This window comes from Streptomyces sp. NPDC001270 (assembly GCF_042896695.1).
GTDB lineage: Bacteria > Actinomycetota > Actinomycetes > Streptomycetales > Streptomycetaceae > Streptomyces.
The window spans coordinates 160,092-184,216 of the sequence record NZ_JBIAXM010000005.1; the positions used below are offsets into that span (position 1 = coordinate 160,092).

Sequence of the window (24,125 nt, forward strand, 5' to 3'; positions counted from 1 at the left end):
CTGGAAGTGGCTGATCACTCCGTCCTTCCCTGCGGAACCGGCGGCTGCGCCGTAGGTCTCTCCCGTGTCAAGTCGTCCTTGCCGACAGATCGCGGTACCCTTCGACGCGGCGCTCTTCTTCGGAGATTTCCCTCAAAAGCTCCTTCCACGGCTGCGGGTCGAACGAGCGCAACACCTGTTCCCTGTCCCGTCGCAGAATCTCCCGCACCGCGGGATCACCCTCGGAATTGCGGACCATCAGACTCACCAACCGTTCCGCGGGAACAATCAGTTCCGCAGTTTCCGTGATTTTGACGCAGCCGCTCTGGACGCCGTAGATGTCTTCGAAACACGCGTACTCGGTGACGGCGCAGGGCACTTCCGCAAGGGCCGCGAGGGCCGGTCCGAGACCGACGCTCTCGACGTCAGCGGTGTTCGGCGTGAAGAGCACCGCTCCCCCGCCGGCCCGGCACAGCCGGAGCAGATCGACCTCGTCGAGGTGCCAGCGGAGCGCGGTGTCCTGATGGCTCGACAGCGGCACCCCGTCCAGAAACACGACGTCGTCCCGCACGTTCAGGTGCCGGGCGAGGGAGACGACTTGGGCTGCGTAAGGCGGATCCTCGTCGAGACTGCCGAACACCAGCAGGTAGGGAACGGGAAGCTTACGTGCCGCACAGGTCTTTTTGATCTCCGCGAACATCCGGACGGATATCTCGACACCCTTGACCTGGAAGACACGCACCGGTACGAGCAGCAGCGGCCGGTCCGGGGACAGCCCGTGCTGCTCACGGAAGGCGTCGTGGCGTTTTTCCAGTTCACCCGAGCCCAGGGCCGGAAGCACGTTGGGCACCGTCGTGGCGCTGAGCCCCGTGGGGTACTGGGCGGCCTCCGCGGCCAGGCCCGGGGACACGACCGCCCATCGGTGGCAGGGGTGGGATCCGGGCAGCGGCGTGAACCGGTTCGGCTTCGACGGGTAGACCCGGGCGCCCTCTTCGAAGACCGCATAGCTCCCGAACAGGTCGTGATCCCAGAAGATCACCCCACCGGAGGCGTCGGCCGGCCACCGCCGGGCCGCCGCACGGTGCAGGGCGAGCGTCACCGGAACGGCGTCGGAGAGAGTCATGTTGACCGCACAGACCCAGTCGACGTCATGCTCCTCGAACCACTCCGCGAAGTAGTCCTCGTAGGGTTCGGCGATGGACTCCACGAGGCGCCGGAGTTCGGCGGTCTCCCGGTCGTCCAGGCTGTCCGCCCGTGCAACGGCACCCCGTATGGAAGTGAGCGCGTGCTCCAGTTCGTCCCGGTCCGCGCCGAGGGGGACGGCAGTGCTGACGTTCATCCATGACGGATAGCCGGCGTCCTCGCGTCCCCGAGGGAAGAAGTTCCTCTTGTCCGGCCGCCAGGAGAAGCCCAGATCCGCGACGACCGGAAGGTCCAGGGTGTCGTTCGGAAGCTCTGCCTCCACCACGTTCCTGAAGATCGTGAGCAGACCGCTCACCGGTAGCCCGTCCCCTGAGATCAGAGCCAACTTCATGAGAAACCCTCATTCCTGTCAAAGTCGACGGCACGGAGCAGGACGCGTGTGAGCGGCCCGGACAAGGGCGTGTCGACAGACGCGATCGGACGGTCTCAGAGTTTTCGTGGGAGCAGAGACGATATTCGGTGCGCGCGCCACTCAGTCAACGGAGAATTTCCCGGACAACCATGGACGGACGACGGACGAGTCAAGTACACGTAATATCGGGTGTACTACTGCGCCTGGAGCAGGAACGGCGAAGTCAGCACCGGGTCGTGAGTGCTCAAAAGCTACGGCGGTGATTCGGACAGTGTCAAGAGAGCCACAATCATGACTCGTTTCGAGCCAGGGCCCCTGTCTCAAACGAGACGCCTCGTGTGAGAACTTCACGCAAATAAGGTGAAATCCGCACCGCATCGCTGTTCGTCACACGGATCGCGGAACCGCATCCAGAACCGTAAGTACCGAGCTGAACCGGTGGAGAGCGGGCCCGCCCACGACGGCACGTCGATCGGCTCTCGTCGGGCTAACGCGGACTCAGTTCGGTACGGGGGGTTCCCGGCCGCCTTCCGTAGCCGGGAAAATCTCTGACGGCAAGCACCGCCAGCGGCGCGATGACGAATGCCAGGGCGCCCAGCAGCCCGACCGCCTCGATGCCGATGAGGTGGACCGCGGGAATCGCCAGGGCCATGCCGACCGGCTCCAGGGCACCCGTGACCGACTCGTCGGCCGAACTGACCCGGCCGAGCATGGCGTTCGGGAAATTTCTGCTGAGGGCCGCGTACCACCAGATGCCATGGAAACTGATCCCGACCCCGGCGATGAAGACGCTGGCCACGAATACCGGTAGCGGGACCGGGAATCCGATGCACAATTCCACGGACGCATAGCTCACGAAGCCCAGATTGGCGACGAACCCCGGCATCCGCGGCACCCATCGGGCCGCGATGAGCGTCCCGACGAGCCCAGCGCCACCGGAGGCGGAAAGGATGATGCCCAGCCCTCCGGAGTGGTACCTCTCCTCCGCGACAATTCTGATCAGCACACTCCCCGGCGCGAAGCCGAGGAGGATCTGAACGGCTGCCTGCGCCATGCCATACGTGACCCAGGGGACCTCGGTGATCGCCCGGACGGACTCCCGGAGACCGCCGGCCCTCGAACCCTTCGGCGCCGCGGCACCGGACGGCGGCCGGGCCGGAGCCGGCAAGGACAGCATGGCCAGTACGTAGCAGCAGGCGTCGAGGACGAGCACGATCTGCGCGTCGGCATACGCCACGGCGGCGCCGCCGATGGCCGGCCCGACGAGGGCGAACAGGCCGTCCGTCGCGGTGAGTCTGCCTTTCGCCCGCTCCAGGAGGTCCAGCGGTACCAGTTCGGGCAGCAGGGCGCGGATCGCGGGCGAGAACAGCGCGTACCCCGCGCCCTGAAGTGAGGCGGAGACGAGGATGACCCCCATGCCCCGGTGCGGAATCAGGACGATCAACGACGTGCCCAGCGCGGACAGGCCGTACCCGGTGCGGATGACACCGACCCGCGACCGCTTGTCGGCCAGCACTCCGCCCCAGGGCAGCAGGATCAGGCGGGCGAACGCGAGCACGGCCATGAAGGAACCCACGGCCCAGGCGCCGAACTCGTCGAGGAGGTAGACCGAGAAGGCGACCATGGAGACGCCCGTACCTGCCGTGGAGAGCGTGAAAGAGAACCACAGACGCCGGAAATCCCGGGTCATGATGCCGGGCCTCACAGCTCGTCCTGCCCGGGTTCGTCCTGCCCGGGTGTGCGCGAGGCGTGACCGCACGTGCCGTGACCGCGCTTGCGGTGACCGCCCGTGCCCTGACCGGCCCTCATGCCCTGGTCGACCCGGTCGACCCGGCGAGCGACCGGAAGAGATCCTCGTACTGATCCGCCATCACTTCCGCGGAGAACATGCGCTCGACGCGTTCCCGGCACGCGGCGGGAGAGATCTCCTTGAGGCGCGGTACCACGTCGACCATCTCGTCGAGCGACTCGACGACGAAACCGGTGACCCCGTCCGCGACGACCTCGCGTGCGGATCCCCGGGCGAGGGCGATCACCGGCGTTCCGCACGCCATGGCCTCCGCCATCACCAGGCCGAAGGGCTCGTCCCACTGGATGGGGAAGAGCAGGCCGGCCGCCCGGCCGAGGACATCCACCTTCTGTTCGTGCGACGGGGAGTCGATCACTTCCTCGTCGCCGCGCAGCACCGGCGCGACAAACCGCTCCCAGTGCTCGACCTCCGCGGGTTCATCACGTTTGATGAGCATCTTCAGATGGCGACCGGCCCGCTTGGCGACCTCGACGGCCTGTTCCGGCCCCTTCTCGTCCGCCGTACGTCCGAGGAAGACGAGGTAGTCCTCCTTGTCGGCACGGTAGGGATGGTGCTCCAGGTCGATGCCGTTGTGGATGGTGCGGGCGTAGCGGACGTCCGGGTTGCTCCCGCGCTGGTGATCACTGATGGCGACCCGGTGGATGCGGTCCCCGATCAGCTGATGGGGCCGGCGGACGTCGGGCACCCAGGGCCCGTGCAGCGTGGTCACCACCGGCGTCGTCGAGGAGACGAGGGCCCCGAGGTAGAGACCGAACCAGCTGTGGTCACTGATGACGTCGAACTCCGCGGCCCGCAAGTACGCCGCGGCTTCGTGGTACATCTCCTCGGCGGGGATGTCGGCCGCGTCCCACCCCGTGGCGGTGTCCCGTACCGCCGAGAGGGCCGCCTTGGTCCGTGAGTCGCCGCTGGCGAACAGCGTCACGTCATGACCGCGGCCCACCAGTCCTTCCGTCAGCGACCATGCCACGCGCTCGATTCCGCCGTATCCCGAGGGAGGCACGGCAAGGATGACGGGTGCGACGACGGCGATCTTCAACGGGGTGCTGGGAAGCGAAGTGCTGATGGTTCTGCCCTCCGAGTTGGAATGAACACGGCGGGCTGGTCGAAGCCCGCCGTACAAGGCCGTCGGATCTGGCGGAAGCCAGCTGCGGCGCATGGGGGACGTTCCGGAGTGCGGGCTCGGCCCCGGGCCCCGCCGGTCAGTTCGACACGCTCTGCGACGCGCTTTCCCGGACGATCAGCTCTGGTTTCAGAAGGATGTGTTCCGGGTCCCGCTGCGGTTCCCGGATCCGGTCCAGGAGCAGGTGCACGCAGGAGCGTCCGACCTCCCGGAGGGGCTGCCGGAGACTGCTCAGGTGGGGCGAGAGCAGCCCCGCAGCGGCGGAGTCGTCGAAACCGATGACGGCGACGTCGCGACCGGGTGTCCGGCCGCTCTCCCGTAGCGCCCGGTAGCAGCCGAGGGCCAGTGTGTCGCTCGCCGCGACCACCGCGGTGACACCTGCCGGGAAGAGTCCTTCGACCGCATCCCGCGCGGCGTCGACGTCGTCCACCGCGCTCACCCGTAGACCGCGCACGGAGAGTTGATGCCGCCGCATCGCCTCGCGCCAGCCGAGTGCCCGGTCGTCGCCCACACCGGAACCCCGGGGCCAGCCGAGGAAGGCGATCTTCCGGTGTCCGAGGCCGACCAAGTGGTCGACGGCCGCCGCCGTCCCGTGCGCGCCGTCCACGTCGATCCAGTCCTCCGTGTCCCGGGCCGACCAGCGGCCGAAGGGGACGAACGGAATGCCGCGCTTGCGCAGCCAGCCCGGGCGGCGGTCACCCCGGTGGGTGTTGGTCAGGATGAAGGCATCGACGGACCGCTCACGTAACAGCTCCGCATAGCGCTCTGTTTCGTCGTCGCCGCCTGCGGACGCCGTGAAGAGGAGGATGCCGTATCCGGCCTCGCTCGCCGACTCCGACACCGAATGGAGGAAGTGCTCCGACACGGGCCCGAAGACACCGTAGGCGGACAGTTGGACTTCGAATCCGATGAGTCGGCTGGACTTGGTCCGCAGTGAACGCGCGGCCTGATGCGGCCGGTAGCCCAGCTTGTCGATGGATCTGCGGACCCGCGCCAGGGTCTCCGGCGCAAGCAGGTCCGGGGAATTCAGCGCGTTCGACACCGTCTGGGGTGAGACCCCTGAATGCTGTGCGACCAATGCCAAAGTGGCAGGCTTTCCGCCGCGCCGCGCACTCGAATTGGACTTGTGCGCCACCATTCCCCCTACTTACGATGCCGGACACAAAACAAGTGGATTTGCCTCATTGCCGGAACGCCCAGATCATTTCTCATGATCCCAATGCCGTCGATCTCCGTCAACCCGGCCGACTGCTACGGGAGTTCGACTGCGTCGCGCGCATACGACCGTGCCCGTACGACCGTATCCATACGCTCGTGCCCGCACGACCGCGCCCATACGACCGGGTGCATACGACCGTGCCCATACGTCCGGCGTGATGGAGCGGGGCGTTCGGGAGTCCCTGCCCGCCACCGCCCTCTTGGTGAGGAAAGCTCAGGTCGTCGGTCCGGCGGCGAAGGGCGGGCATCGCACGCCAACCTGGCATCCACGACAAACCATCCGCAGCCCTGCTCCCAGGCCCTCTTGCGGGCCCTCTTGCGGGGACGACCGTTGATCCGGTTGTATGCGGTCACTGCCACGATTCAGATGGTCCCCATGGATGGGAGACAGCGAAAGAATGCGTGCGTCGCACCGGTTACGGATTGCGGTGGTGGCCCCCGTCGTGTTGCCCGTGCCCCCCAAAGGTTACGGCGGGATCGAACGAGTTGTGTCGCTGCTGTCGGAAGGGCTGGTGGAGCGCGGCCACGACGTCACCCTGTTCGCGAGCGGAGATTCCAAGACGTCGGCGAGCCTCGAATACGTACTCGCCGAGGCACCGGGCTGGGATGGAAAACGTCTCGTCGCGGACGAGATGTATCACGAGACGGCTGCTTTTCTGCGCAGCGGCGAGTTCGACGTCATGAGCGATCACAGCTGGTTCGGCCCGTATTTCGGAGCATTCGGCTCGGGGACCCCGATCGTGACGACAATGCATCTGCCCTGGGGCACGGGGAACCGCAGGCTGCACACCCTCGTCGGCGACCGGCTGCACCGCATCGCGATCAGTGCACGGCAGCAGCGGGTCAACCCCGATGTGTCCTGGGCCGCGACCATCCACAACGGCATCGACATGGACATCCATCCGTTCCGGTCCGAGAAGGAGGACTTCCTCGTCTTTCTCGGACGCGCGGCCGGCGAGAAGGGGCCCGAGCAGGCCGTCGAGGTGGCCCGGCGTGCGGGGCGGCGGCTGAAGATGCTGATCAAGTGCGAGGAGCCGCAGGAACGGGACCACTGGGAACGGAACGTCGTCCCGGTACTGAGCGGTGACGAGGAAGTCATCGAGAATCCCTCACACGCCCAGAAGACGGACGTCCTCGGGCGGGCCGCGGGCCTGCTCTTCCCCGTCCAGTGGGAGGAGCCGTTCGGACTGGTGATGGTGGAGGCCATGGCGTGCGGCACACCCGTCCTCGGCCTCTCGAAGGGAGCCGTTCCCGAAGTGGTCGAGGACGGCGTCACCGGGTTCGTGGTCGACTCGCTGAGCGAGATGGTGGAAGCGGTGCCCCGACTGAAGGAGTTGTCGCCGGCGGCGTGCCGGCAGCGAGCCGACCGGTTGTTCTCCGCGACGACCATGGTCGAGCGGTACGAGCGGACGTTCCAGGCGCTGGCTCACACCCGGCCGGCCTGACCACCGGCGGCCGACATGAGCGACCGAGGGCACCAAATGCCGAGCCTGTCACTGGTCATCGACGCCCGCGGCCGGACGAGCGGGCCGTACTCTCCCCGGCTCGCCCGCGCCGGGATCCCGGCGCGGCGGGTACTGCTCCTGCTCGGCGCCGACGACCTCGGCACCGACAGCCTCGGCACCGACGACCCGCTCGGCGAGGAGGGCCGAGCGGCGGTCCCGGCCGGTTACGACGGAGTCGTACGCCTGCCGCCGAGGCGGGACCTGGTGGAATTCCTCGGACGTGCGGTGCCGGGTACCGACTGGGTGCTGGTTCTTCGTGCGGACGAAGTCCTCGGTCACGCCTTGCTCGCGGACCTCGAAGGGCTGCTGCGCACCGAGGACGTCGACCGGTGGCTCCTGAACTGCCGGACGGTCCACCCGGACGGCGAGCGATGGCTCACCGGACAGACCTGGTCCCGGGCCGCGGAGCCCCGCCTGTGGCGCACACGTGTCTCCAGGAATCCCGTGGAACGCACCGCCGACCACGTGGTGTGCCGTCTCGACCTCGTGCTCAGCACGTGGGTGGACCGTTGGCGGCGGGCGCTGCGGGAGGACGTGCTCCGTACCGCCGACCGCGACCGGGAGTGGGGCGGATTCCCCTATTGGCTCCCCGAGCGCACCGCGGAGTCCGCGGCCGAGCCGCTTCCCCGCCCCGACAGGGAACACGTGTCGCGCCTCGTGCCCCACGTGCCCCGAGCACCTGCCCCGTCCGGCGACACCGCCGCCGCCCCGGCCTGCCTGCGGGATCCCCGGGACGAACTGCGGGCGCTCACCATGCCGGGCCTGCCGGCCTCCCGACGCCGGCGGGAGACGACGGTGGAGGATCGTCTCGGCCGTCGTCCGCAGCCGCACGTCATCCCGCGGATCCTGCACCAGGTCTGGCTCGGAGGACGGCCTGTCCCCGAGGACTTCCGGCGGTACGCCGGGACTTGGCGGAACCACCACCCGGGTTGGGTGTACCGGCTGTGGACCGAGCACAATCTGCCGCCGTTGCGAAGCGCACCGGTGCTCCACCGTGCGCGGTACTTCGCCGAGCAGGCGGACGTGGTGCGGCTCGAATTGCTCACGCTGTTCGGAGGCGTCTACGTGGACATGGACTTCGAGTGTCTCTCCCCTCTCGATCCGCTGCTGGACGGCGTGGCGGCCTTCGCGGGACTGGAGCGGCCCGGCTGGGTGGGCAACGCCATCCTGGGCGCGGCGAAGGGCCACCCCGCCTACCGGTTCGCGTGGGAACAGGCGCGCGATCTGGTCGGGCTGGGCAAGAATCCCGTCGAGGCGACCGGTCCCTTCATGCTCAGCCGGGTCCTGGCCGAGTTCCCGTCCGTCCGCCTCTTCGAGCCGGCGGTCTTCTACCCGGTGGCCTGGAACGACCGGAGCCCCCGCCCGGAAGTCGGTGAGTCAGCCGTGGCCGTCCACCACTGGGCCTTGAGCCACCTCGAACCACGAGGCACCGACGACGTGCTCGCGGTCGCCGGAAGACTGCGCGACCGTCGGACCGACCCACGGCCGGGAAGCTGAGGTGTGGCATGGTGAAGCGCGTTGCCGACGGGATCGACAGGCTGCTCGACGGACTGTCCGCCAGGCTCTTCGACTTCGTCTTCCGCTGGCGCAGAGGCCAGATCGGGGAACAGACCGATCCCGGCAGGTGCGCGATCTTCGGGAACGCGCGGGTCAGTATGGGCCGGCACAGTTACGCGAACGGGCTGCGCGTGTATGGCTGGGCGCGTCAGAGCGTCACCATCGGCAGTTTCTGCTCGATCGCGGACGACACCGCCATCATCGTCGGCGGCAGCCATCCCACGGGCCATGTGACGACCTCCTCGTACCTGGACCTGCTGTCCGGCGGGCCCAAGGACCACTCGCGCGGCCCTGTGTCCATAGGCAATGACGTGTGGATCGGCCACGGGGCGACGATCCTGTCGGGTGTCACCATCGGGGACGGCGCGGTGGTCGCCGCGGGGGCCGTGGTCCACGAGGACGTTCCGGCGTACGGCATGGTCGGTGGTGTGCCCGCGCGTCGGATCAGGTATCGCTTCGACGAGGCGACCTGCGAGGGGCTTGCGGCCATCAAGTGGTGGGACTGGCCGGACGAGCTGATCCGGAGCCGGGCCCAGGACTTCTACGACGTGGGGTCATTCATCGCCAAGTACGGCGGTGACAGCGGTGGCGGTCCCGGGAAGTGACGTCAACTGCTGACACCCTGATAGCCGCGGAGGGCCGCGGTCCAGAGCAGACGGGTGACGAGCAGGCCGGCACCCGCAACACCGATGGCCACGGCCACGGTCCGCCATCCCTGTTGTCCCATCAGGGCCTGTGCGGGCACGGTCGTGAAGAAGGCGACGGGCACCACGGTGGTGAAGACAAAACTCACCAGCGGCCCGTACAGGGGGATCGGGAACCGCGCGATGTCGATGATTCCGGCGACGATGTCGCTGAGTTCGCGAGAATTGGCGGTCCAGAGGGTGAGGGTCTGCAGACCGAAACTGAGGCAGTACAGCAGAACCACGGCGGTGCCCAGGAGGAGTACGCCCCGCACGAGATCGGCGGCGGAAGGGACCGGGTCGCGGCCGGCGAGGCAGTAGACGGCGAGAGCACCGCCCCAGGTGCAGTCGATCCAGGCCACTGGGTTGACGTACCGGAAACTGACCAGGAACTGGGTACTGATGGGCTTGGTGAGGAAAAGATCCAGGGTGCCTTTCTCGATGTATTCGGTCATGCGCAGCATGCTCGGCTGAAACAATGCCTGCCGCAGGCCGTTGACGCTGAAGAACAAGGCGAGCACCAGGAGCGCGTCCTGATATCTCCAGCCGCGCAGCACGGCGACGTGATCGTAGAAGACGCGCAGGGTGATCATGGCCCAGACGAGCCAGAAAAGGCTCAGGACGATTCCGGCGACCAGATTGCTCCGATACGTCAGTTCGGCGGCTGCCGAGTCCCGGTGGAAGGCTCGCATCGCCCGCGCGTAGTCACCGATTCTTCCCGTTCGGACCCTGCCTCCGCAGCCGCCGGTCAGCCGAACACCGCGCATGCTCTCGGTATCCTCCTTTCCCGGCCGCCGCCTTGGCCCGGTGGTCCTCAGGCAGAGGCTGCCACTCTCCGGCCGGCCGTAATCGTCCTCTCGTCCAGCAGTCGTCACTCAGGGAGCGGGATTGACCTCCGGACAGCACAGGTCGGACCACGGCGAGCACTGCGTCAGCGCGGAGGACCTCGTCGTGCGGTACCGGGTCCGCACCCGTGAAGAGGTCCCGGGCCGACGGCGCCCCCGCACCACCACGAAGGACGTCCACGCCGTCTCGGGTGTCACCTTCCACATCGCCGCCGGGGAGATCGTCGGATTCCTCGGCCCCAACGGTGCGGGCAAGACGTCCGTGATGAAGTGCCTCTCCGGTCTTCTCCGTCCCACGGCGGGCCAGGTGCGGGTTCTCGGTCAGACCCCCCACAAACGGGCGGCCGGCCTCCTCAAACGCATCACCATGGTGATGGGCCAGCGCAACCAGTTGCTCTGGGATCTGCCGGCCATGGACACCTTCCTTGCGAACAAGGCCATCTACGGCATTCCTTCCGAGCGGTTCGAGAGGATCCTCGGCGAACTCACGGACGTGCTCCGGCTGTCGGACCTGGTCGGAAAGCCAGTGCGGCAACTCAGCCTCGGCGAACGCGGACGCTGCGAACTGGCCGCCGCTCTCCTGCACGAGCCCGCGGTCCTCTTCCTCGACGAGCCGACGCTCGGTCTGGACGTGGAAGGGCAGCAGGCGGTGCGCCGGTTCCTGACCTACTACCGGGAACGGCACCGGGCAACGGTGTTGCTGACCAGCCACGACATGACCGACATCGTGGAAGTCGCGGACCGCGTCATGCTGATCGACGGCGGGCGCGTCCGGTACCAGGGGAATCTCGGGCAGTTGGTGGAAGAACTGGCCCCGGAAGTGGTGATCAGATTCCGTGCCGCCGGCGAACCACCGGCCTCGTTCTTCCAGGGCACCGGCACGACCTGGCGGGACGGCGACCAGACGTGTGTCCGTGTTCCTCGTCCGCTGGTCACGGCGGTGGTCACCCGGCTGCTGAGCGAATGGAACATAGCTGACCTGGTCGTCGAGCCCCCCGCGGTCGAGGAGGTGCTCAGAAAACTGATCATGGAGGGCCGGGCGCCGGACGACCCCGCGCGCGGCGCGTCGAGCGGCAGCCCTCGTGCGTGACCTCACCCGTCTCTACGGCGGTCTGCTCCCGGTGTACTGGCGCATGGCCGTCACACGGCGGGCCCGTGTCTGGCTCAACCTCGTGAGCCTGACGTTCCCGCTGCTCCTGATGTGGGTGTGGCTCCAGGTCACGCGTCAGCGCGGCGGCACGGTCGCCGGGCTCGACGCCACCTACTTCATCACCTATTACTTCGCCGCGGCCGTCGTGAGCCAGGTCACCACGGTCTCCGTGACGGGCGCGTGGGACCAGTCGATCCGCCTGGGGAACCTTTCCGCGCAGCTGTTGCGACCGCGGGATCCCGGCCACTACCTGTACTGCTCGGAGCTGTGCCGGCGCGGGCTCGCCGGACTCTTCGGAATACCGCTCCTGGCCGTCGTGGTGTTCCTCACGGCCGACGACGGCCGTCGAACGGTCACGCTCCTCATGGCACCGGTGTCCATTCTGATCGGTTTCACCTTGAGTTTCCTCATGGCGAGCGCGGTCGGAATGCTGGCTTTCTGGATGACGCAGGTGCAACGTGTCGCCCAACTCTGGGTGGGAGTGGGATACATCCTGGCGGGTGCCGTGGCACCGTTGAAAATGATGCCGGACTGGGTGCGCACCGCGGCGTCGGTACTTCCCTTCGAGGCCACTTTCGGAACGCCGGTGGAGATCCTGGCCGGGCACGCCACCGTTTCCGAGGGACTTGCCGGAATGACCACGGGAGTCGTGTGGTCGGTGATCGCCTTCATGGTTTATCGCCTGCTGTGGTTCCGGGGCCTACGGCGGTATTCCTCGGACGGGGCGTGAACCGGCGTCTTGGCAAGCCGGAGCACACCGCCCACACTGGGCCCGCGGGACCTTGGGCGGGCCGACCAGGAGGAGCCGGAGAGTGGCACTGCCGAATCCGACATTCGACGACGTCGTGCGCGAGCATCTGACCGACCTCCAACGAGCCGCGGAATTGGCCCGGGACGCGGCACGCCGGGGAGGGAGCCTGGTCCTGTGCGGCGCCGTCGCCGCCAGTCCCCCCATCCGGCTCCTGCTCGCGGAGAGCGGCCTGCGGTCACAGGCACCGCACGTGCGTGTGTACGGCGGGGACATGGATCCACTCGGCGAAAGCGACGTACTGGTGGGGCTGGCCGCCGACGACGCCGATGACTCCGTGTCCCCGGCTTTTCGTCACGCCGCCGCGACCGGTACGGCGTGTGTCCTGCTGTCGGCGGCGGGTGGTCCGGCGGAACCGCATGCGCGGGCCGCGGTCACCGTGCTCGTCGTGGCGGACGGCCGTTCCGCCCGGGGGGCGACCCACCGAACCGTCCTGGAGGCCCTGCTGATGCGCGCCGGCCTCGCTCCCGGACAGCTCGCGGCGGGCACGACGGTGCGACTCGCCGACCTCGTGGACCAGCGCGGCGAGTGGCGGGCCCGCGGGCGGACGGTCGTGTGGACGAACGGCTGCTTCGACCTCCTGCACGCCGGGCACATCGGATTCCTGGACATGGCGCGCGCGTTGGGTGACGTGCTGATCGTCGGCGTCAACACGGACGCCTGGGTACGCCGTCTCAAAGGGCCCGACCGGCCGTTCGTCCCCTTCGCGAGCAGGACGGCCGTCCTCCACGGGCTCCGCGCCGTCGATCACGTGGTGGCGATGGCACAGGACACCCCCCTGCCGGAGATCGAGGCGCTTCGTCCCGATGTCTGCGTCAAGGACGACTCCTACGCCTACCTTCCGATGCCGGAGCGAGAGGTGGTGGAGTCGTACGGCGGGCGGGTTCGGCTGCTGCCCCGCATTCCCGAGTTGTCGACGTCGCTGCTCGCCGAGCAGATCCGGACGACCCGTGCCTGACCTCCGCTCGGCGCTGCGCGCCGTCGCGGGCAAGCGCCTGGTCGTCGTGGGAGATCTCATCCTCGACGCGTTCACGCACGGCACCGTCGAACGGATATCCCCCGAGGCGCCGGTACCCGTCCTGCGTCAGGAGCGGACCAGGCAGCGGGCCAGCGGCGCCGCCGCCGCGGCGCAGGCGGCGGCCGCGCTCGGAGCGCAGGTCGAGGTGTTCGGCACGGTGGGCGAGGACGAAGAGGGCCGGCTGATCAGCGAGCTGCTCGGCCGGGCGGGGATCCGCACGGGGCTGATCCGGACACCGGACCGGCCCACGACCCTCAAGACGCGCATGGTCGGGAACGGACAGCACCTGCTGAGGGTCGACCGTGAGTCCACGACGGTGCTGCCCCCGCCGTACGCCCGGCGTCTTCGGGAGCTGCTGCGTGCGGCGCTGGACACCGCCGATGCCGTGCTCGTCTCGGACTACGCCAAGGGCGTTTGCGCACCCGACCTGATCAGGTCGGTCATCGACGTGTCCCGTGCGAGGTCGGTTCCTGTCGTGGTCGACCCCAAGAGACCCGATCCCCGTGTCTACGCCGGGGCGACGGCCGTCACACCCAACCAGCGGGAATTCGCGGCCTTCTGCGCGTCCCTCGGCTATTCCGCGGACACCCCCCACCGGTCCGGCAGGCGACTCTGCGCGACGGCCGGATTCTCCGCACTGCTGATCACCAGGGCGGCGGACGGCATGACCGTCGTGGCCGGAGAACACGTCGAAGACCTCCCCGCGCTCAATCAGGAGCCGGTCGACGTCGCCGGTGCCGGAGACGTGGCCGCGGCGGTCCTCGCGCTGTCCCTCACGGCCGGGCTCACCCCGTCGGACGGAGCCCGCCTCGCCTCCATCGCCTGTGCGCTCGTGGTGGGCCGCTGGGAATACGCCGTCACCCCCGCCGACATGTGCGAGGGCGCGCGCCGTTTCGGTGTGCCGCTGTGACGGGCCGGCGGGTGGTGCGGGACATGGCCGGCACGCTGTTGGACTCCGCCGCCACGGTGGCCGCCGTCCACGCCGACAGCGTCGGGGCGCTGACCCGGACCGGGCCCACCCGGCGGGCCGCGGTCAGGGCGGGTGCCGGGGTGCCGTCGCGGCCCGGGGGGGGGTGCTACGACGGGACAGCGCCGGCCCGCGTGACGCTCCACGGTCCGCAGGACGCCCCGCGCCTGCCGCCGGCCCTCAGGCGCGCTCGCCCGGCAGCAGGTCCAGAGCGCTGATCACCTCCTGTGCCCCGATGTCCAGCAGTCCCGGATCGACGTGGTCCGCATAGGCGTCGCCGGTCCGTCCCTTCCAGAGCGTGACGTGCAGGGGTGAGGGCGTGGCGGGCCCCCACCATTGGGGCGGCGTGGGGCCGAACAGGGTGACCGACGGACGCCGGAGCGCCGTGGCGATCTGGCTGATGCCGGTGTCGGTGCAGACCAGGAGTCTCGCCGTGCCCACCAGCGCGGCGAGTTCGAGCGCGTCGGTGGTCCCGGCCAGGTCACGCTCGGCGGGCAGGTCCGCCAGCGTACGCAGGGCCGCGATGTCGGCTGCTTCCGCTCGGCTCCCCGTCAGGAGGACGTGGTGTCCCCGGCTGTGGAGGTGGCGGATCACCACCGCCCACCGTTCCAGCGGCCACCGCCGCGCGGGGCTGCCCGCACCGATGTGTACCAGGGTGTGTCCGGAGCCGGTCCGTCGGCCCACGGGCGGGTCGAAGTGGAGGTCCTGGTCGTCGGCGACGATTCCGAAGGCGGCCAGCATCCGCCTCCACCGAAGCAGGATGTGGTCCTCGAAGGTGAACTCGGGGAAGCCGTCCGTGCGTCGCACCCCGGAGTGCCGGTAGGCGACGAGCCGCCTCGGAGCGTGCTCCGTCAGGACGTCCCAGAACGGGCGCTGGGGCACCCGCAGCGCGACGACGGCGTCGGCCACCGACAGGTGTCCGGCGAGCCGCGACAGGATCGGTCCGTCGAGCGTCTCGTGCTCCCTGGGGTCGTACTCCGTGTCCGCGGTCTCGGTCAGGTAGTCGTCCGCGAGCCCCAAGTGGTCGGCCAGGGGCACCAGACTGCTCGGGCAGGTGATGACGAGCCGATGGTCCGGGAAGTGACGTCGCAGCCCGAGGAGGGCCGGACGGGCGACGATCAGGTCGCCCAGCGCGTTGTGCCGCACCACCAGGACCGTCTTCCGCGTGCGGGGCATGGGCCTCCTCTTTCGATGCCGTGGACGGGCGCGGGACCTCGGGGCGGAGCACGTCGGCGGGCAGGGGCGAGGTGTCGTTCACGCGTCGCGCAGCCTGGCGACGACGGGGGCGAAGTCATACATCGCCGGGCTTTTCACCACCCAGTAGGTGATGCCGAGGGTTTCGCGGCACTGCTGGATCTTGTCGCACAGCTCCGGAACGCTTCCTATCAGCGTCAGCGGGGACGCCAGCACCTCGTCCGCCGGTATCCCGAACCCGTCCGCGACGCCGCGCGCCGAAGCCCAGGCATCGCTGGTGACGTGGGTCTCGTAGACCAGGCACTGCAGGCGCGGCCACCGGCGGAGTTCGTGTGCCGTCCGCACGAGGCGCGCCACCCGGTCCGCGAACGCCCGGTGGGTCGCCTCCGGTCCGAGCGGGGCGTTCCGCAGCCCGGTCGTCATCGGAGCACCGATATTGACGATGTCCGCGCGGCGCACCGCCAGGTCCAGCATGCGGCGGCCGCCGCCGCCCAGCACGATCACCGGCTTCCAGCCGGCCGCCGCGGGCTGGACGTCCGCGGCGGGGAAACGGTGGTGAGGTCCTTCGTAGCCTCTTCCGTCGCACCGGGACAGGAACGCGTCGACGAAGGCCGACAGCCTCGCCATGCGCGCGCCGGGCGGATCCATGGTCTGTCCGAGGCGTTCGTAGTCGCGGCGCATCCACCCGGCGCCGAGACCTACTTCCAGCCGTCCGCCGATCAGGGCGGCGAGCGTCATGAACTCCTCGGCGAGGAGTACCGGGTGGTGGAAGTCGGCCGAGAGGACGAGTGAGCCGACCGACAGCGACGTCGTCACCGCGCCCGCGGCCGCCATGCCCACGAGCGGTCCGCCGCTGCCGACGTGCTCGGGGACGAGCAGCGCCCGGTAGCCGAGGTCCTCCGCGTCCCGGGCGAGGCGCGTCCAGGAGCCGGCCTGCCGGGACGGGGCCGCCTGGACGGCGAACGTGAGGGTGTCCCCCGGATACGAGGTGCTCATGCGCCCACGGTCCCGCCGACGGCAGGCGGCGCTTGACGGCGGTGGGCCGTCCGTGGACGCGGCAAGGGAGCGAGGAGCGCCTGTCTGATCACCCTGGCGACCTGGCCGGCGCCGCCCGTGCCGAGTTCCTCGATGTCGAGCGGCGGGCGATGGTCCGAACCCAGCGCGACGGACCTGTCGATCGCGTCGTTCAGTTCCCGCCCCGCGGACACCGATTTCTCCGCTGCCACGATGGATTCGTAGACGTATTCGAGGACCGCGTCCTCTCCTGAAGGCCGCAGCTTCTCGACGGTTTCCGGATCGAGCACGCCGGACGGCCAGTGCAGAACGCTGCGCGACGGCGTCAGGTAGATGCGTGGGTGCAGGATCTGGCTGAGATTCTGCGGCGGAAGGAGGACCGTCGGGATACCGACGGCTGCCGCCTGGAGCATCGTGGTGCTGCCCGGAGACGTGAAGAGGATGTCGGAACGGCTCAGGATCTCCTCGAATCGGCGCCCGCTGTGGACTCCGATCGTCGTCGTGGAGGGAACCAGTCCGGTCACGCGCGCGCACGCCCAGTCCGGCAGGTTCCCGCACACGGCCGACACCGTGTGCCCGCCGTCCACCAGGCGCTCGACCAGCGGAATCACGACCAGCCGCAGATAGGCGTCCGACGCGCCCCCGACCAGGTGGCTGTGCATTCCCCCCACATTGACGACACACCCCTCGCCCCGGCCGCCGCGCCGACGGGCCGGCGGAACGATGGGTTCGATCCACCGCAGGTCCTGCCGCCCGTGCAGCGGGCTTCCTGCGGGGAGTTCGGCGAGCGGGCTGCGCTGCGCGCAGTGCAGGGCAGCCCGCCGGGGTATCTCGGACGGAAGGGTCCACAGGTAGGGGAGGCTGTCCACGTACACCACGGGTACGCCGATGTCGCTGATCTCGTCGGCGGCCCTCGGATCGTTGATGACGAGCGCGACCGCCGCGTCGCGCCGGTCCCGGTGCCCCGCGACCCGGTGCCGCGCTCCGAGGAGTTCACCGGAATTCGCCCAGGACGCCGTCGCCTCGTCCAGCGCGACGTCAACACCGCCCAGTCGGTCCAGTATCAGGCGCAGTTTGCCGATGCTGCCCCAGCCGAAGTCGCTGACCGCGGCCAGTACCATTCCCGCCATAGCCGACGCACTCCTCAGTCCGTGAACGAGTTCCACACCCGGTGCACCGCGTGGACGGATTTCGCCGCCTCGTGCGCCGGCAGATTCGGACCGGTCTCGACCTCGATCAGCCGTGCGTGGGCGGCCCGCGCGACCGGCCACCCACCGTCTCCGGGATACACCCCGTGCTCCTCGGTGTATTCACGCAGCCATGGAATGGAATACAACGGGCGATGCGGAATGCGGCAGCTCACATTCTCGGCGTTGATGCCGTCCACGACGGCCCGGCGGCGCTCCGCGCCTTCCTCCGGAAGCAGAATCGGCAGCTTGAAGTAGACGCAGCGTCCCCACCGGGGCTCGGCCACCGGTGTGAGGTCCGTCGACTTCAGTCCTTCTCGGTAGAGGTGCGCGGCATGCCGGCGGGCGGCGATCTCCTCGTCCAGCCTTTCGAGGCCGCGTCTGGCCACGATGGCGGAGAATTCGACCATCCGGTAGTTGTAGCCGAGGGTCAGGTAGTCGTCCCATCCCGGCCCCTTCCCCGAGTTGCAGAGGCTGCGGATCCGGTCCGCCCGGCTCGCGGTCCTGGCCAGCACCACTCCGCCCTCGCCGCACGCCACGTGCTTGCGCACGCCCAGGCTGTACGTGGCGAACTCCCCGAACGTTCCGACCTTCCGGTCTCCCACGGTGGCGCCCGGGGCCTGCGCGGCGTCCTCCACGAGCGCGAGGCCGTGCCGATCGCACACCTCGCGCAGCGTGACCAGGTCGGCGGGATAGCCCCAGAAATGGACGGGGAGGATCGCCCTGGTCCTGCTGGTGATCAAGGCTTCGGCGCGTGCGGTGTCAAGGGTGAGACTGTCCGGCTCGACGTCGCAGATGACCGGAACCCCGCCCAGTTGGACCACGGCGGCCGCGGCCGCCACGTAGCACAGCGCGGGCACGATCACCTCGGTCCCCGGTCCGACGCCCGCTGCGGCCAGCGAGAGGTGCAGGGCGCTGGTACCGGAGTTCACGGCGACCGCGTGGGTGTCGGGACCGTGGTAGGCCGCGAACGCCTGCTCGAACCGGTGGGATTGCGGCCCCCCGTACCAGTCCGACAGGAGGCCGTTCGCCATCAGCTCCTCGACCTCGGCGCGTACGACGTCGTCGGCCGGCACCGTGCAGGCGACGGGTTCGGGCCGCACCGGACGGCCACCGCTGTGAGCAGGGGTCGAGTCGGCCGTAACGGAGTTCATGCTGTCCATCCCAGGAGCCCTCCGATCCATGACAGCGGCCCGGCCCACCGTGCGTCGCCGCTGTGCTGCGTCCTTACCGATGCCGCTCAGTCGTTCCACACCGATGCTGCTCAGTAGTTCCACTCCGGCACTCGGCCGAGCCGGGCCACGTCGTCGCTGTAACCGGCCGCGGTGGTGGAGCAGCCCTGGCAGCTGACCGGCCCCTGGCCGCGGAATTGCTCCGCATGTGCCCGGAACGCGGGGGTGTCCAGCCACCACCTGCCCTCGCGGCGGGCCACGGCGCCGCCGACACCGCCCCGGTGAGGCAGACAGCTGCACGCGTACCCGACCCCCTGCTTGGCGTCGAGATAGACGACGTCGTCGACGACGTGACAGACGGGCCGGCCGGCCCGCGGAGGCACCGACCGCTCGAAGTACTGCGCCCGTTCCTCGGCGGTGTCGCCGTAGAACCGCTTGCCCAACGGGACGAGGAGAGCGGCGTCGTCCGGCTCGTACACCGGGTCGCAGCACGCGACCACGTCGTCGGGGGACGGATAGACCATCGAACGGTCCAGTTTGAGCGCCGACAGTTCCCATTGGCCCACGCCGAGGTCCGACAGCACCCTCTGGAGTGCGGGCATCTCGGTGTAGTTGTGCGGGCCCACGACGGTGTTGACCCTGGTCAGGATGGACAGGTCACGGCAACGGCGAAGTCCCTCGACCGCCCTGTCGAAGATCCCCGGGGTCCTGCGGTACAGATCGTGGGTGTCCGCGGAGCTTCCGTCGATGCTGACGATCACCTGTGCCAGGCCAGCGTCGGCAAGGGATTCGGCCATCCTCGGCAGCTGAAATCCGTTGGTGATCACGGACATCTTCATCTGCTGCCGGGCGCCCAGGCGTATCAGCTCACCTATGTCCTGGTGCATGAGGGGCTCACCGCCGGTGAACCGGACGTAGCGCACGGATGCTTCCCACGCCCGCGGCAGGAGTTCGCGGAACTCCGCCACGGTGAACCGGTACGAGTCCCGGGACAGCGCATACTCACACATGAAACAGTCGGCATTGCATGCTTCAAGTACCCGAATGAAGAGGTACCTGTCGCGACCGTGCCCAGCATTGTCCAAGTCGCCGTTCGCGTCACCCATTTCGCGCGTAACCACAGGAACACCGACCCTTTCCGACGCCGATTCACGAGAAGCGCTCCAGGCCACGAACCATCGACGACACCTTCCCTTCGCCGACTTACTTGAAACAACCCCGCCCCGTACGTCCATTTTTGGCGCAGTTTGAGGGAGCGGGGTCCGCTCCTTACCCGGCGGTGGCCCACGCATCTCGCCGAGTTGGTTGCCGGGACCACGGCGCTGTGTTTTCCTCATCTTTGACTCAGTGGAGGTGAACCCACCATGGCCAAAAAATCGCCCCTGTACACCCACCGAGAAAACTCAGCCCCGGGATCAAAATCCCATACACGACCGCGTGTCTTCCTAGCGGCCCCGTACACACAATTGATGAACCGCCAGACCGGTTTGGTCGACACCATGTGGCAGCACAGACTGGAGTCGCTTCGACGGGCCTTCATCGATTCCGGCGCGACGGTCTTCAACGCGCATCACAGTGAAGCATGGGGTGCCGAGTGGCGGGCCGCTTCGGTCTGCACTCCGATCGATTTCACGGCCATGGCCCACTCCGACGTCGTCTGCGCGATCGTGGGCAGCCCCCAGTCCGGCGGGGTCGCCGTCGAACTCGGCTGGGCCTCGGCCCTGCACAAACCCATCCTCCTGGTCCTGCCCTCCGCATCGGGACACAGCCAGTTGATCGACGGGTTGGGCAGTATCACCAGCGTGGCGAGCGTCCAGGAACCGACGGTCTGGAGCCGGTCCGACATCGACGACCTCGTCCGGCGCACCACGGGCCTTGCGACGGCCGTCGGTCATTTCCAAGGCTCCGCGCACACTCCGCCGGGAAGCAGACGCCAGGACCACGCGCCCACCGGAGAACTGGAATTCTGCTCGGCGGAGGAATGCCGTCACGAGGCATCGCCCGCCGCTGCCACCGGGGCCTGAGAAATGAGAGTGCTCCAGGTGAGCCCGTCCATGGGCGCCCACTGTGGTATCGCCGTTTTCGCCGATGACATCGCCAAGGGGCTGGCGGCCGAGGGGTGTCACGTCGAAACCGTCTCCGGAGCGGATCCGGTGGAGACCGACTCCGCCGACGTCGTCCTGCTGCAACATCATGAAGAGCTGATGCCCGATGCCGAGATCCTGCGTATTCTGCGCGGCACACGGCGTCCGGTCGTGGTGTTCAAGCATTCCGCCGGCGCCGATACGCCGGCCGCGGCCGTGACCGGTTTCGTGGCGATGAGCAGAGGACTCCTGCCCGCCACCGGAGGAGTTCCCACCCTGTGTTTTCCCCACCCCGCCACCACGCCTTCTCACCTGTCGGACCGCACGTCGCTGCGCCGGCGTTTCTCCCTTCCTGCGGACGCACGGATCGTGGGGACGAGCGGTTTTCTCAAGTTCGACCGGGAGTTGGTTCCGCTCCTGCGGGAACTCCTGCCTCGCGCCGAGCGACTCGACTGGGTGGTGCAACTCCTCACCAGCCCGTGGCGGCTTCCCTCTCCGGGCCTGCTGGAGCAGATCGCCGAGCTGGGGGAACACCATCACGGTCGGCTGATCCACGTACACGAGCACCTGGACGCGGAGGAGTTGAATCTTCGTTTGCAGGCGTGCGATCTGCTGTGGTGCTGGACCAGGGCGCCCTCGGCCCATTACGCCAGCGGCGTCGTGTCACGGCACTATGCGAGCGGATCCCGGATGGTGGTGGCACAGAAACACCAGCACGGCCATGTGCTCGGCCTGCCCAACGTCGTAGCGGCCGCCGCCACGCTGCCCGGGTTCGTCGATGACCTGACGGCCGAGATGACCCGCCGCCGGACGTCCCGGCACGACCCCCGGCCCGTTTCCTGGGAGCCGCACATGGCGTCGCTCGCCCGTTTCCTGCGCTCCGTCACGGCGGCGCGTGCGACCGGGCCCGGCAGCGGACCGACGGCCGGCAAAAGCTCACATCAGCGCCTCGACGATACGGCCGCAGCGCACGGGGTCCTCGGTGAAACCGGCCTTGAGGCCCCATAGCCAGTACTCGATCGTCCGGAGCAGCGCCCACCTGTGGGCACGGTCGCGGTCCAGCTCCGCCGCGTCCGCCAAGGCGTCCACGCACCACCGGACTCCGCCGGAGCCGAACTCGTCGAACCTGGTCCACACCAGGGGCGCCGTCTGGAATTCCAGGACGCCGCTGACGATCAGCGGATCGATGACGCTCCAGCCCCCGTCCCCCCTCCGGAGCACCTGCTCGTAATGGAGGTCGTTGTTCACCAGGAGCGAGTAGTCGTCGGTGGAGAGTTCCTCGGCCAGTTCAAGACCTCTGTCGAGCACCCGGCGCGGCATGGGCCGGCCGAGTTCCTCCCAGTGCGACGGCAGTTCCCGTCGGTGCCGGGCGGCGATACCGCCCGTGGTCCGCAGTCCCTCCGGCGGCTCGATGGCCAGGCTTCGCAGCAATCGCCCGATCGTCGGCACCGCCTCGTCGAGCGGACGCATCCGCAGGTTCTGCGTGCTGTCGAGCCGCTCCATGAGCAGCAGTCCCGCGGCCACGTCCGCGTCGACGAGCCGGACCGCCCCACGACCGTGCCACAGGCGCAGGGCGAGGACCTGTTCGGCGACCTGTTCGTCGGGCCAGGTGGCCTTCACCACCAACAGCTCGTTCCCGCGACGCACCGGAACGGCGAGGCTGTTGTAGCCGTGCATCGGGGGGCCGTCCACCACCAGGCTCCAGCGGTCGCAGGTTGCCGAGATGACACGTGGCAGGGCCTCAAGCCACTTCCGGCCCTCCTCGCCGTGCTGCTGCCAGCGGCCGAACCGGCGCATGGACTCGGGCACTTCGACCTGCCCGTGGTGCGTGGATCCTGCATCGGCAGTCACAGCCGCTTTCTCCATCTGTCCTGGTTCGTTCAGGATTCGTAGTCCTTCCATTCTTCGCCGATCGGTGAAGAATGGGACTTCATTCGGTTGAGTGGATAGAATATCTTGCGGACCGGATATCCTTCGCGGTCCTCGCAGGACGCACACAGTGCGATCTCCCCAAATTTACCGTCCCGGTGCATTTTTCGCATCCGGGTGAGGTTCTCCCCACGCCAGATCTCGTGGAGCGAGGACTCGTTGAGGTTTCCGAGGGTCAGCAGACCGTCGTAGTCGAAGCAGCAGGGGACGACCCTGCCGTCCCAGAGCACCGTGACCGAGGTCCACGGTCGCATGCACACCACGGAGGACGGCGGCCTGGTGTCCAGTTGCAGCTCCCGTATCTTCTCCTCGTCACCGTTCCAGGTACTGTACGACTTCACCCGCACGCGATCGATTCCGTCCTTCGCCCGCCACTTTCTGAGCCAGTCACCCACCTCATGCGCATTCTGCCGTTGCCGCACGAACTGCAAGGTGATGAACGGCTTCCCGGTGCGCGCCCCGGCCCGGTAGGCGAGGAGTTCGTCTATCCGCTGTTCGGCGAGTTCGACATTTCGCGCCGCCCGGCCCCGGACTTTCTCCGAGGTCTGTCCGGTCACGCCGTCGAGAGACAGCACCAGCCGGTCGAGCCGGCTGTCCACGAGCGCCGCGACACGATCCGTCGTGAGCAGCACCGGATTCGCGGACAGGTAGGTCTTTATCCGTCGCTTCCTGGCGTGGGCAATGAATCTGCCGATGTCCGGATGCATGAGCGAGTCACCGAAGTGATGCAGAAAGAGCTTCGACGTGGAAGCGGCGACCTCGTCGATGAGGCGTTCGTACAGCGGGAAGGACATGTTCCCGAGCGAGCGTGTCATGGCATGGGTCCGCGGACACATCTGGCAAGTCATCGGGCACTTGTTCGTCAGTTCCACCTGGAAGACAACCGGATTGCCGACCGATCGCACCCACTGCCGGTTGTACGAGAACTGAAGTAATTCCCAGTTGAGCCCGCGCTGTATTTCCCGAAGAAAGTCGATCGCATCACCACCGAACGCTCGGGGGTGACGGCAACGGTAATCCGAACGCATGGGACCCCTACCTCCGCTGTGCGGTGATTTCGAGATCGGATAGCCTGCGGGCCGGCCGAGTCGACGGCTCTCCGCCAGGCCCCCTCCCCAGGGCATCCCGAATAAATACCCGAAATAACCACCATCATTCCGCCCTGCGGAAGAAGTGGCCTGATCACCTCCCACCGGAGTGCACCACAGAGGCTGACACGAGGTCGTTTTACAGTTATACGCGAAGAATAGGATGAACTTTCGCCGGCCAGTTCCGGGATCCTCCACTCGACCTGCCTCTTGTTTTCGGCCAGGACGGCGGGTGATCAGTC

The 24,125-nt window shown here is 68.3% G+C and carries 21 protein-coding genes; 9 read left to right on the forward strand and 12 right to left on the reverse strand.

Annotated elements, in window-relative coordinates:
- Nucleotides 1–67: 67 nt before the first annotated feature.
- The 4 genes from ACFY2B_RS10705 to ACFY2B_RS10720 form a co-directional block, all read right to left on the reverse strand.
- Nucleotides 68–1,513, reverse strand: a complete 1,446-nt coding sequence (locus ACFY2B_RS10705; RefSeq protein ID WP_390762784.1) for a hypothetical protein — start codon at nucleotides 1,511–1,513, stop codon at nucleotides 68–70.
- Between the two features lie 508 nt (nucleotides 1,514–2,021).
- Nucleotides 2,022–3,224, reverse strand: coding sequence for an MFS transporter (locus ACFY2B_RS10710; protein ID WP_390762785.1), 1,203 nt, complete (start codon nucleotides 3,222–3,224; stop codon nucleotides 2,022–2,024).
- 115 nt (nucleotides 3,225–3,339) lie between these two features.
- Nucleotides 3,340–4,500: a glycosyltransferase family 4 protein gene (locus ACFY2B_RS10715; protein ID WP_390762786.1), complete on the reverse strand. Its 1,161-nt coding sequence runs from the start codon at nucleotides 4,498–4,500 to the stop codon at nucleotides 3,340–3,342.
- 43 nt (nucleotides 4,501–4,543) lie between these two features.
- Nucleotides 4,544–5,602, reverse strand: a complete 1,059-nt coding sequence (locus ACFY2B_RS10720; protein ID WP_390762787.1) for a LacI family DNA-binding transcriptional regulator — start codon at nucleotides 5,600–5,602, stop codon at nucleotides 4,544–4,546.
- 532 nt (nucleotides 5,603–6,134) lie between these two features.
- On the opposite strand from ACFY2B_RS10720, the gene ACFY2B_RS10725 reads away from it, so the two are divergent.
- Genes ACFY2B_RS10725 through ACFY2B_RS10735 form a run of 3 tightly spaced genes read left to right on the forward strand, consistent with a single transcriptional unit; the run spans nucleotide 6,135 to nucleotide 9,349 of the window.
- Nucleotides 6,135–7,127, forward strand: coding sequence for a glycosyltransferase family 4 protein (locus tag ACFY2B_RS10725; protein ID WP_390762788.1), 993 nt, complete (start codon nucleotides 6,135–6,137; stop codon nucleotides 7,125–7,127).
- 36 nt (nucleotides 7,128–7,163) lie between these two features.
- The gene (locus ACFY2B_RS10730) at nucleotides 7,164–8,684 is read left to right on the forward strand and encodes a glycosyltransferase family 32 protein (RefSeq protein ID WP_390762789.1); all 1,521 of its coding nucleotides are present in this window, start codon (nucleotides 7,164–7,166) and stop codon (nucleotides 8,682–8,684) included.
- A gap of 8 nt (nucleotides 8,685–8,692) precedes the next feature.
- Nucleotides 8,693–9,349 carry a CatB-related O-acetyltransferase gene (locus ACFY2B_RS10735; protein WP_390762790.1) on the forward strand — a complete coding sequence of 219 codons (657 nt, stop codon included), beginning with the start codon at nucleotides 8,693–8,695 and terminating at the stop codon, nucleotides 9,347–9,349.
- A 2-nt stretch (nucleotides 9,350–9,351) separates the two neighbouring features.
- On the opposite strand, the gene ACFY2B_RS10740 is transcribed toward ACFY2B_RS10735, so the two are convergent.
- Nucleotides 9,352–10,119 (reverse strand): ABC transporter permease, encoded by a 768-nt coding sequence (locus tag ACFY2B_RS10740; protein ID WP_390762791.1) that lies wholly within the window; start codon nucleotides 10,117–10,119, stop codon nucleotides 9,352–9,354.
- A 196-nt stretch (nucleotides 10,120–10,315) separates the two neighbouring features.
- Between ACFY2B_RS10740 and ACFY2B_RS10745 the strand changes: the two genes are divergently transcribed.
- The 4 genes from ACFY2B_RS10745 (at nucleotide 10,316) to ACFY2B_RS10760 (ending at nucleotide 14,158) form a co-directional block, all read left to right on the forward strand.
- Nucleotides 10,316–11,362 carry an ATP-binding cassette domain-containing protein gene (locus tag ACFY2B_RS10745; RefSeq protein ID WP_390762792.1) on the forward strand — a complete coding sequence of 349 codons (1,047 nt, stop codon included), beginning with the start codon at nucleotides 10,316–10,318 and terminating at the stop codon, nucleotides 11,360–11,362.
- A complete protein-coding gene (locus tag ACFY2B_RS10750) occupies nucleotides 11,355–12,152 on the forward strand; it encodes an ABC transporter permease (RefSeq protein WP_390762793.1) in 798 nt (265 codons plus the stop codon). The genes ACFY2B_RS10745 and ACFY2B_RS10750 overlap by 8 nt, the downstream gene beginning before the upstream one ends.
- 82 nt (nucleotides 12,153–12,234) lie before the next feature.
- Nucleotides 12,235–13,188, forward strand: a complete 954-nt coding sequence (locus ACFY2B_RS10755; protein ID WP_390762794.1) for an adenylyltransferase/cytidyltransferase family protein — start codon at nucleotides 12,235–12,237, stop codon at nucleotides 13,186–13,188.
- On the forward strand, nucleotides 13,181–14,158 hold the full coding sequence (locus ACFY2B_RS10760) for a bifunctional heptose 7-phosphate kinase/heptose 1-phosphate adenyltransferase (protein WP_390762795.1): 978 nt from the start codon (nucleotides 13,181–13,183) through the stop codon (nucleotides 14,156–14,158). Before ACFY2B_RS10755 ends, ACFY2B_RS10760 begins: the two co-directional genes overlap by 8 nt.
- 237 nt (nucleotides 14,159–14,395) lie before the next feature.
- Here the strand turns inward: ACFY2B_RS10760 and ACFY2B_RS10765 are convergent, their stop codons facing one another.
- The 5 genes from ACFY2B_RS10765 to blsE all read right to left on the reverse strand — a co-directional run bounded on the left by ACFY2B_RS10765 (nucleotide 14,396) and on the right by blsE (nucleotide 19,888).
- On the reverse strand, nucleotides 14,396–15,391 hold the full coding sequence (locus ACFY2B_RS10765; RefSeq protein WP_390762796.1) for a glycosyltransferase family 9 protein: 996 nt from the start codon (nucleotides 15,389–15,391) through the stop codon (nucleotides 14,396–14,398).
- A 78-nt stretch (nucleotides 15,392–15,469) separates the two neighbouring features.
- Entirely contained in the window at nucleotides 15,470–16,405 is a 936-nt protein-coding gene (locus ACFY2B_RS10770; RefSeq protein WP_390762797.1) for a TIGR03621 family F420-dependent LLM class oxidoreductase, read from the reverse strand.
- Complete coding sequence (locus tag ACFY2B_RS10775) at nucleotides 16,402–17,553, reverse strand: hypothetical protein (RefSeq protein WP_390762798.1); 1,152 nt, start codon at nucleotides 17,551–17,553, stop codon at nucleotides 16,402–16,404. Before ACFY2B_RS10775 ends, ACFY2B_RS10770 begins: the two co-directional genes overlap by 4 nt.
- A gap of 14 nt (nucleotides 17,554–17,567) precedes the next feature.
- A complete protein-coding gene (locus ACFY2B_RS10780; protein WP_390762799.1) occupies nucleotides 17,568–18,764 on the reverse strand; it encodes a DegT/DnrJ/EryC1/StrS family aminotransferase in 1,197 nt (398 codons plus the stop codon).
- Between the two features lie 110 nt (nucleotides 18,765–18,874).
- Entirely contained in the window at nucleotides 18,875–19,888 is a 1,014-nt protein-coding gene (gene blsE, locus ACFY2B_RS10785; protein WP_390762800.1) for a cytosylglucuronate decarboxylase, read from the reverse strand.
- A 363-nt stretch (nucleotides 19,889–20,251) separates the two neighbouring features.
- On the opposite strand from blsE, the gene ACFY2B_RS10790 reads away from it, so the two are divergent.
- Both ACFY2B_RS10790 and ACFY2B_RS10795 read left to right on the forward strand, forming a co-directional pair.
- Entirely contained in the window at nucleotides 20,252–20,806 is a 555-nt protein-coding gene (locus ACFY2B_RS10790) for a nucleoside 2-deoxyribosyltransferase (RefSeq protein WP_390762801.1), read from the forward strand.
- 30 nt (nucleotides 20,807–20,836) lie between these two features.
- Entirely contained in the window at nucleotides 20,837–21,874 is a 1,038-nt protein-coding gene (locus ACFY2B_RS10795; protein WP_390762802.1) for a hypothetical protein, read from the forward strand.
- Here ACFY2B_RS10795 and ACFY2B_RS10800 read toward each other — a convergent pair.
- Both ACFY2B_RS10800 and ACFY2B_RS10805 read right to left on the reverse strand, forming a co-directional pair.
- Nucleotides 21,803–22,717: an aminoglycoside phosphotransferase family protein gene (locus ACFY2B_RS10800; RefSeq protein ID WP_390762803.1), complete on the reverse strand. Its 915-nt coding sequence runs from the start codon at nucleotides 22,715–22,717 to the stop codon at nucleotides 21,803–21,805. The two genes, ACFY2B_RS10795 and ACFY2B_RS10800, sit on opposite strands and share 72 nt — an antisense overlap.
- A gap of 29 nt (nucleotides 22,718–22,746) precedes the next feature.
- Nucleotides 22,747–23,823: a radical SAM/SPASM domain-containing protein gene (locus tag ACFY2B_RS10805; protein WP_390762804.1), complete on the reverse strand. Its 1,077-nt coding sequence runs from the start codon at nucleotides 23,821–23,823 to the stop codon at nucleotides 22,747–22,749.
- Between the last annotated feature and the right edge of the window lie 302 nt (nucleotides 23,824–24,125).

What these genes read in the sequence shown, in the direction of transcription:
- ACFY2B_RS10720 (WP_390762787.1), bottom strand. Translation starts at nt 5,602, where the DNA reads ATGGTGGCGCACAAGTCCAATTCGAGTGCGCGGCGCGGCGGAAAGCCT.
- ACFY2B_RS10710 (WP_390762785.1), bottom strand. Translation starts at nt 3,224, where the DNA reads ATGACCCGGGATTTCCGGCGTCTGTGGTTCTCTTTCACGCTCTCCACG.
- ACFY2B_RS10805 (WP_390762804.1), bottom strand. Translation starts at nt 23,823, where the DNA reads ATGCGTTCGGATTACCGTTGCCGTCACCCCCGAGCGTTCGGTGGTGAT.
- ACFY2B_RS10790 (WP_390762801.1), top strand. Translation starts at nt 20,252, where the DNA reads ATGAACCGCCAGACCGGTTTGGTCGACACCATGTGGCAGCACAGACTG.
- ACFY2B_RS10775 (WP_390762798.1), bottom strand. Translation starts at nt 17,553, where the DNA reads ATGGCGGGAATGGTACTGGCCGCGGTCAGCGACTTCGGCTGGGGCAGC.
- ACFY2B_RS10735 (WP_390762790.1), top strand. Translation starts at nt 8,693, where the DNA reads ATGGTGAAGCGCGTTGCCGACGGGATCGACAGGCTGCTCGACGGACTG.
- ACFY2B_RS10770 (WP_390762797.1), bottom strand. Translation starts at nt 16,405, where the DNA reads ATGAGCACCTCGTATCCGGGGGACACCCTCACGTTCGCCGTCCAGGCG.
- ACFY2B_RS10765 (WP_390762796.1), bottom strand. Translation starts at nt 15,391, where the DNA reads ATGCCCCGCACGCGGAAGACGGTCCTGGTGGTGCGGCACAACGCGCTG.
- ACFY2B_RS10780 (WP_390762799.1), bottom strand. Translation starts at nt 18,764, where the DNA reads ATGAACTCCGTTACGGCCGACTCGACCCCTGCTCACAGCGGTGGCCGT.
- ACFY2B_RS10715 (WP_390762786.1), bottom strand. Translation starts at nt 4,500, where the DNA reads ATGCGCCGCAGCTGGCTTCCGCCAGATCCGACGGCCTTGTACGGCGGG.
- ACFY2B_RS10740 (WP_390762791.1), bottom strand. Translation starts at nt 10,119, where the DNA reads ATGCGAGCCTTCCACCGGGACTCGGCAGCCGCCGAACTGACGTATCGG.
- ACFY2B_RS10705 (WP_390762784.1), bottom strand. Translation starts at nt 1,513, where the DNA reads ATGAAGTTGGCTCTGATCTCAGGGGACGGGCTACCGGTGAGCGGTCTG.
- ACFY2B_RS10730 (WP_390762789.1), top strand. Translation starts at nt 7,164, where the DNA reads ATGCCGAGCCTGTCACTGGTCATCGACGCCCGCGGCCGGACGAGCGGG.
- ACFY2B_RS10795 (WP_390762802.1), top strand. Translation starts at nt 20,837, where the DNA reads ATGGGCGCCCACTGTGGTATCGCCGTTTTCGCCGATGACATCGCCAAG.
- blsE (WP_390762800.1), bottom strand. Translation starts at nt 19,888, where the DNA reads ATGGGTGACGCGAACGGCGACTTGGACAATGCTGGGCACGGTCGCGAC.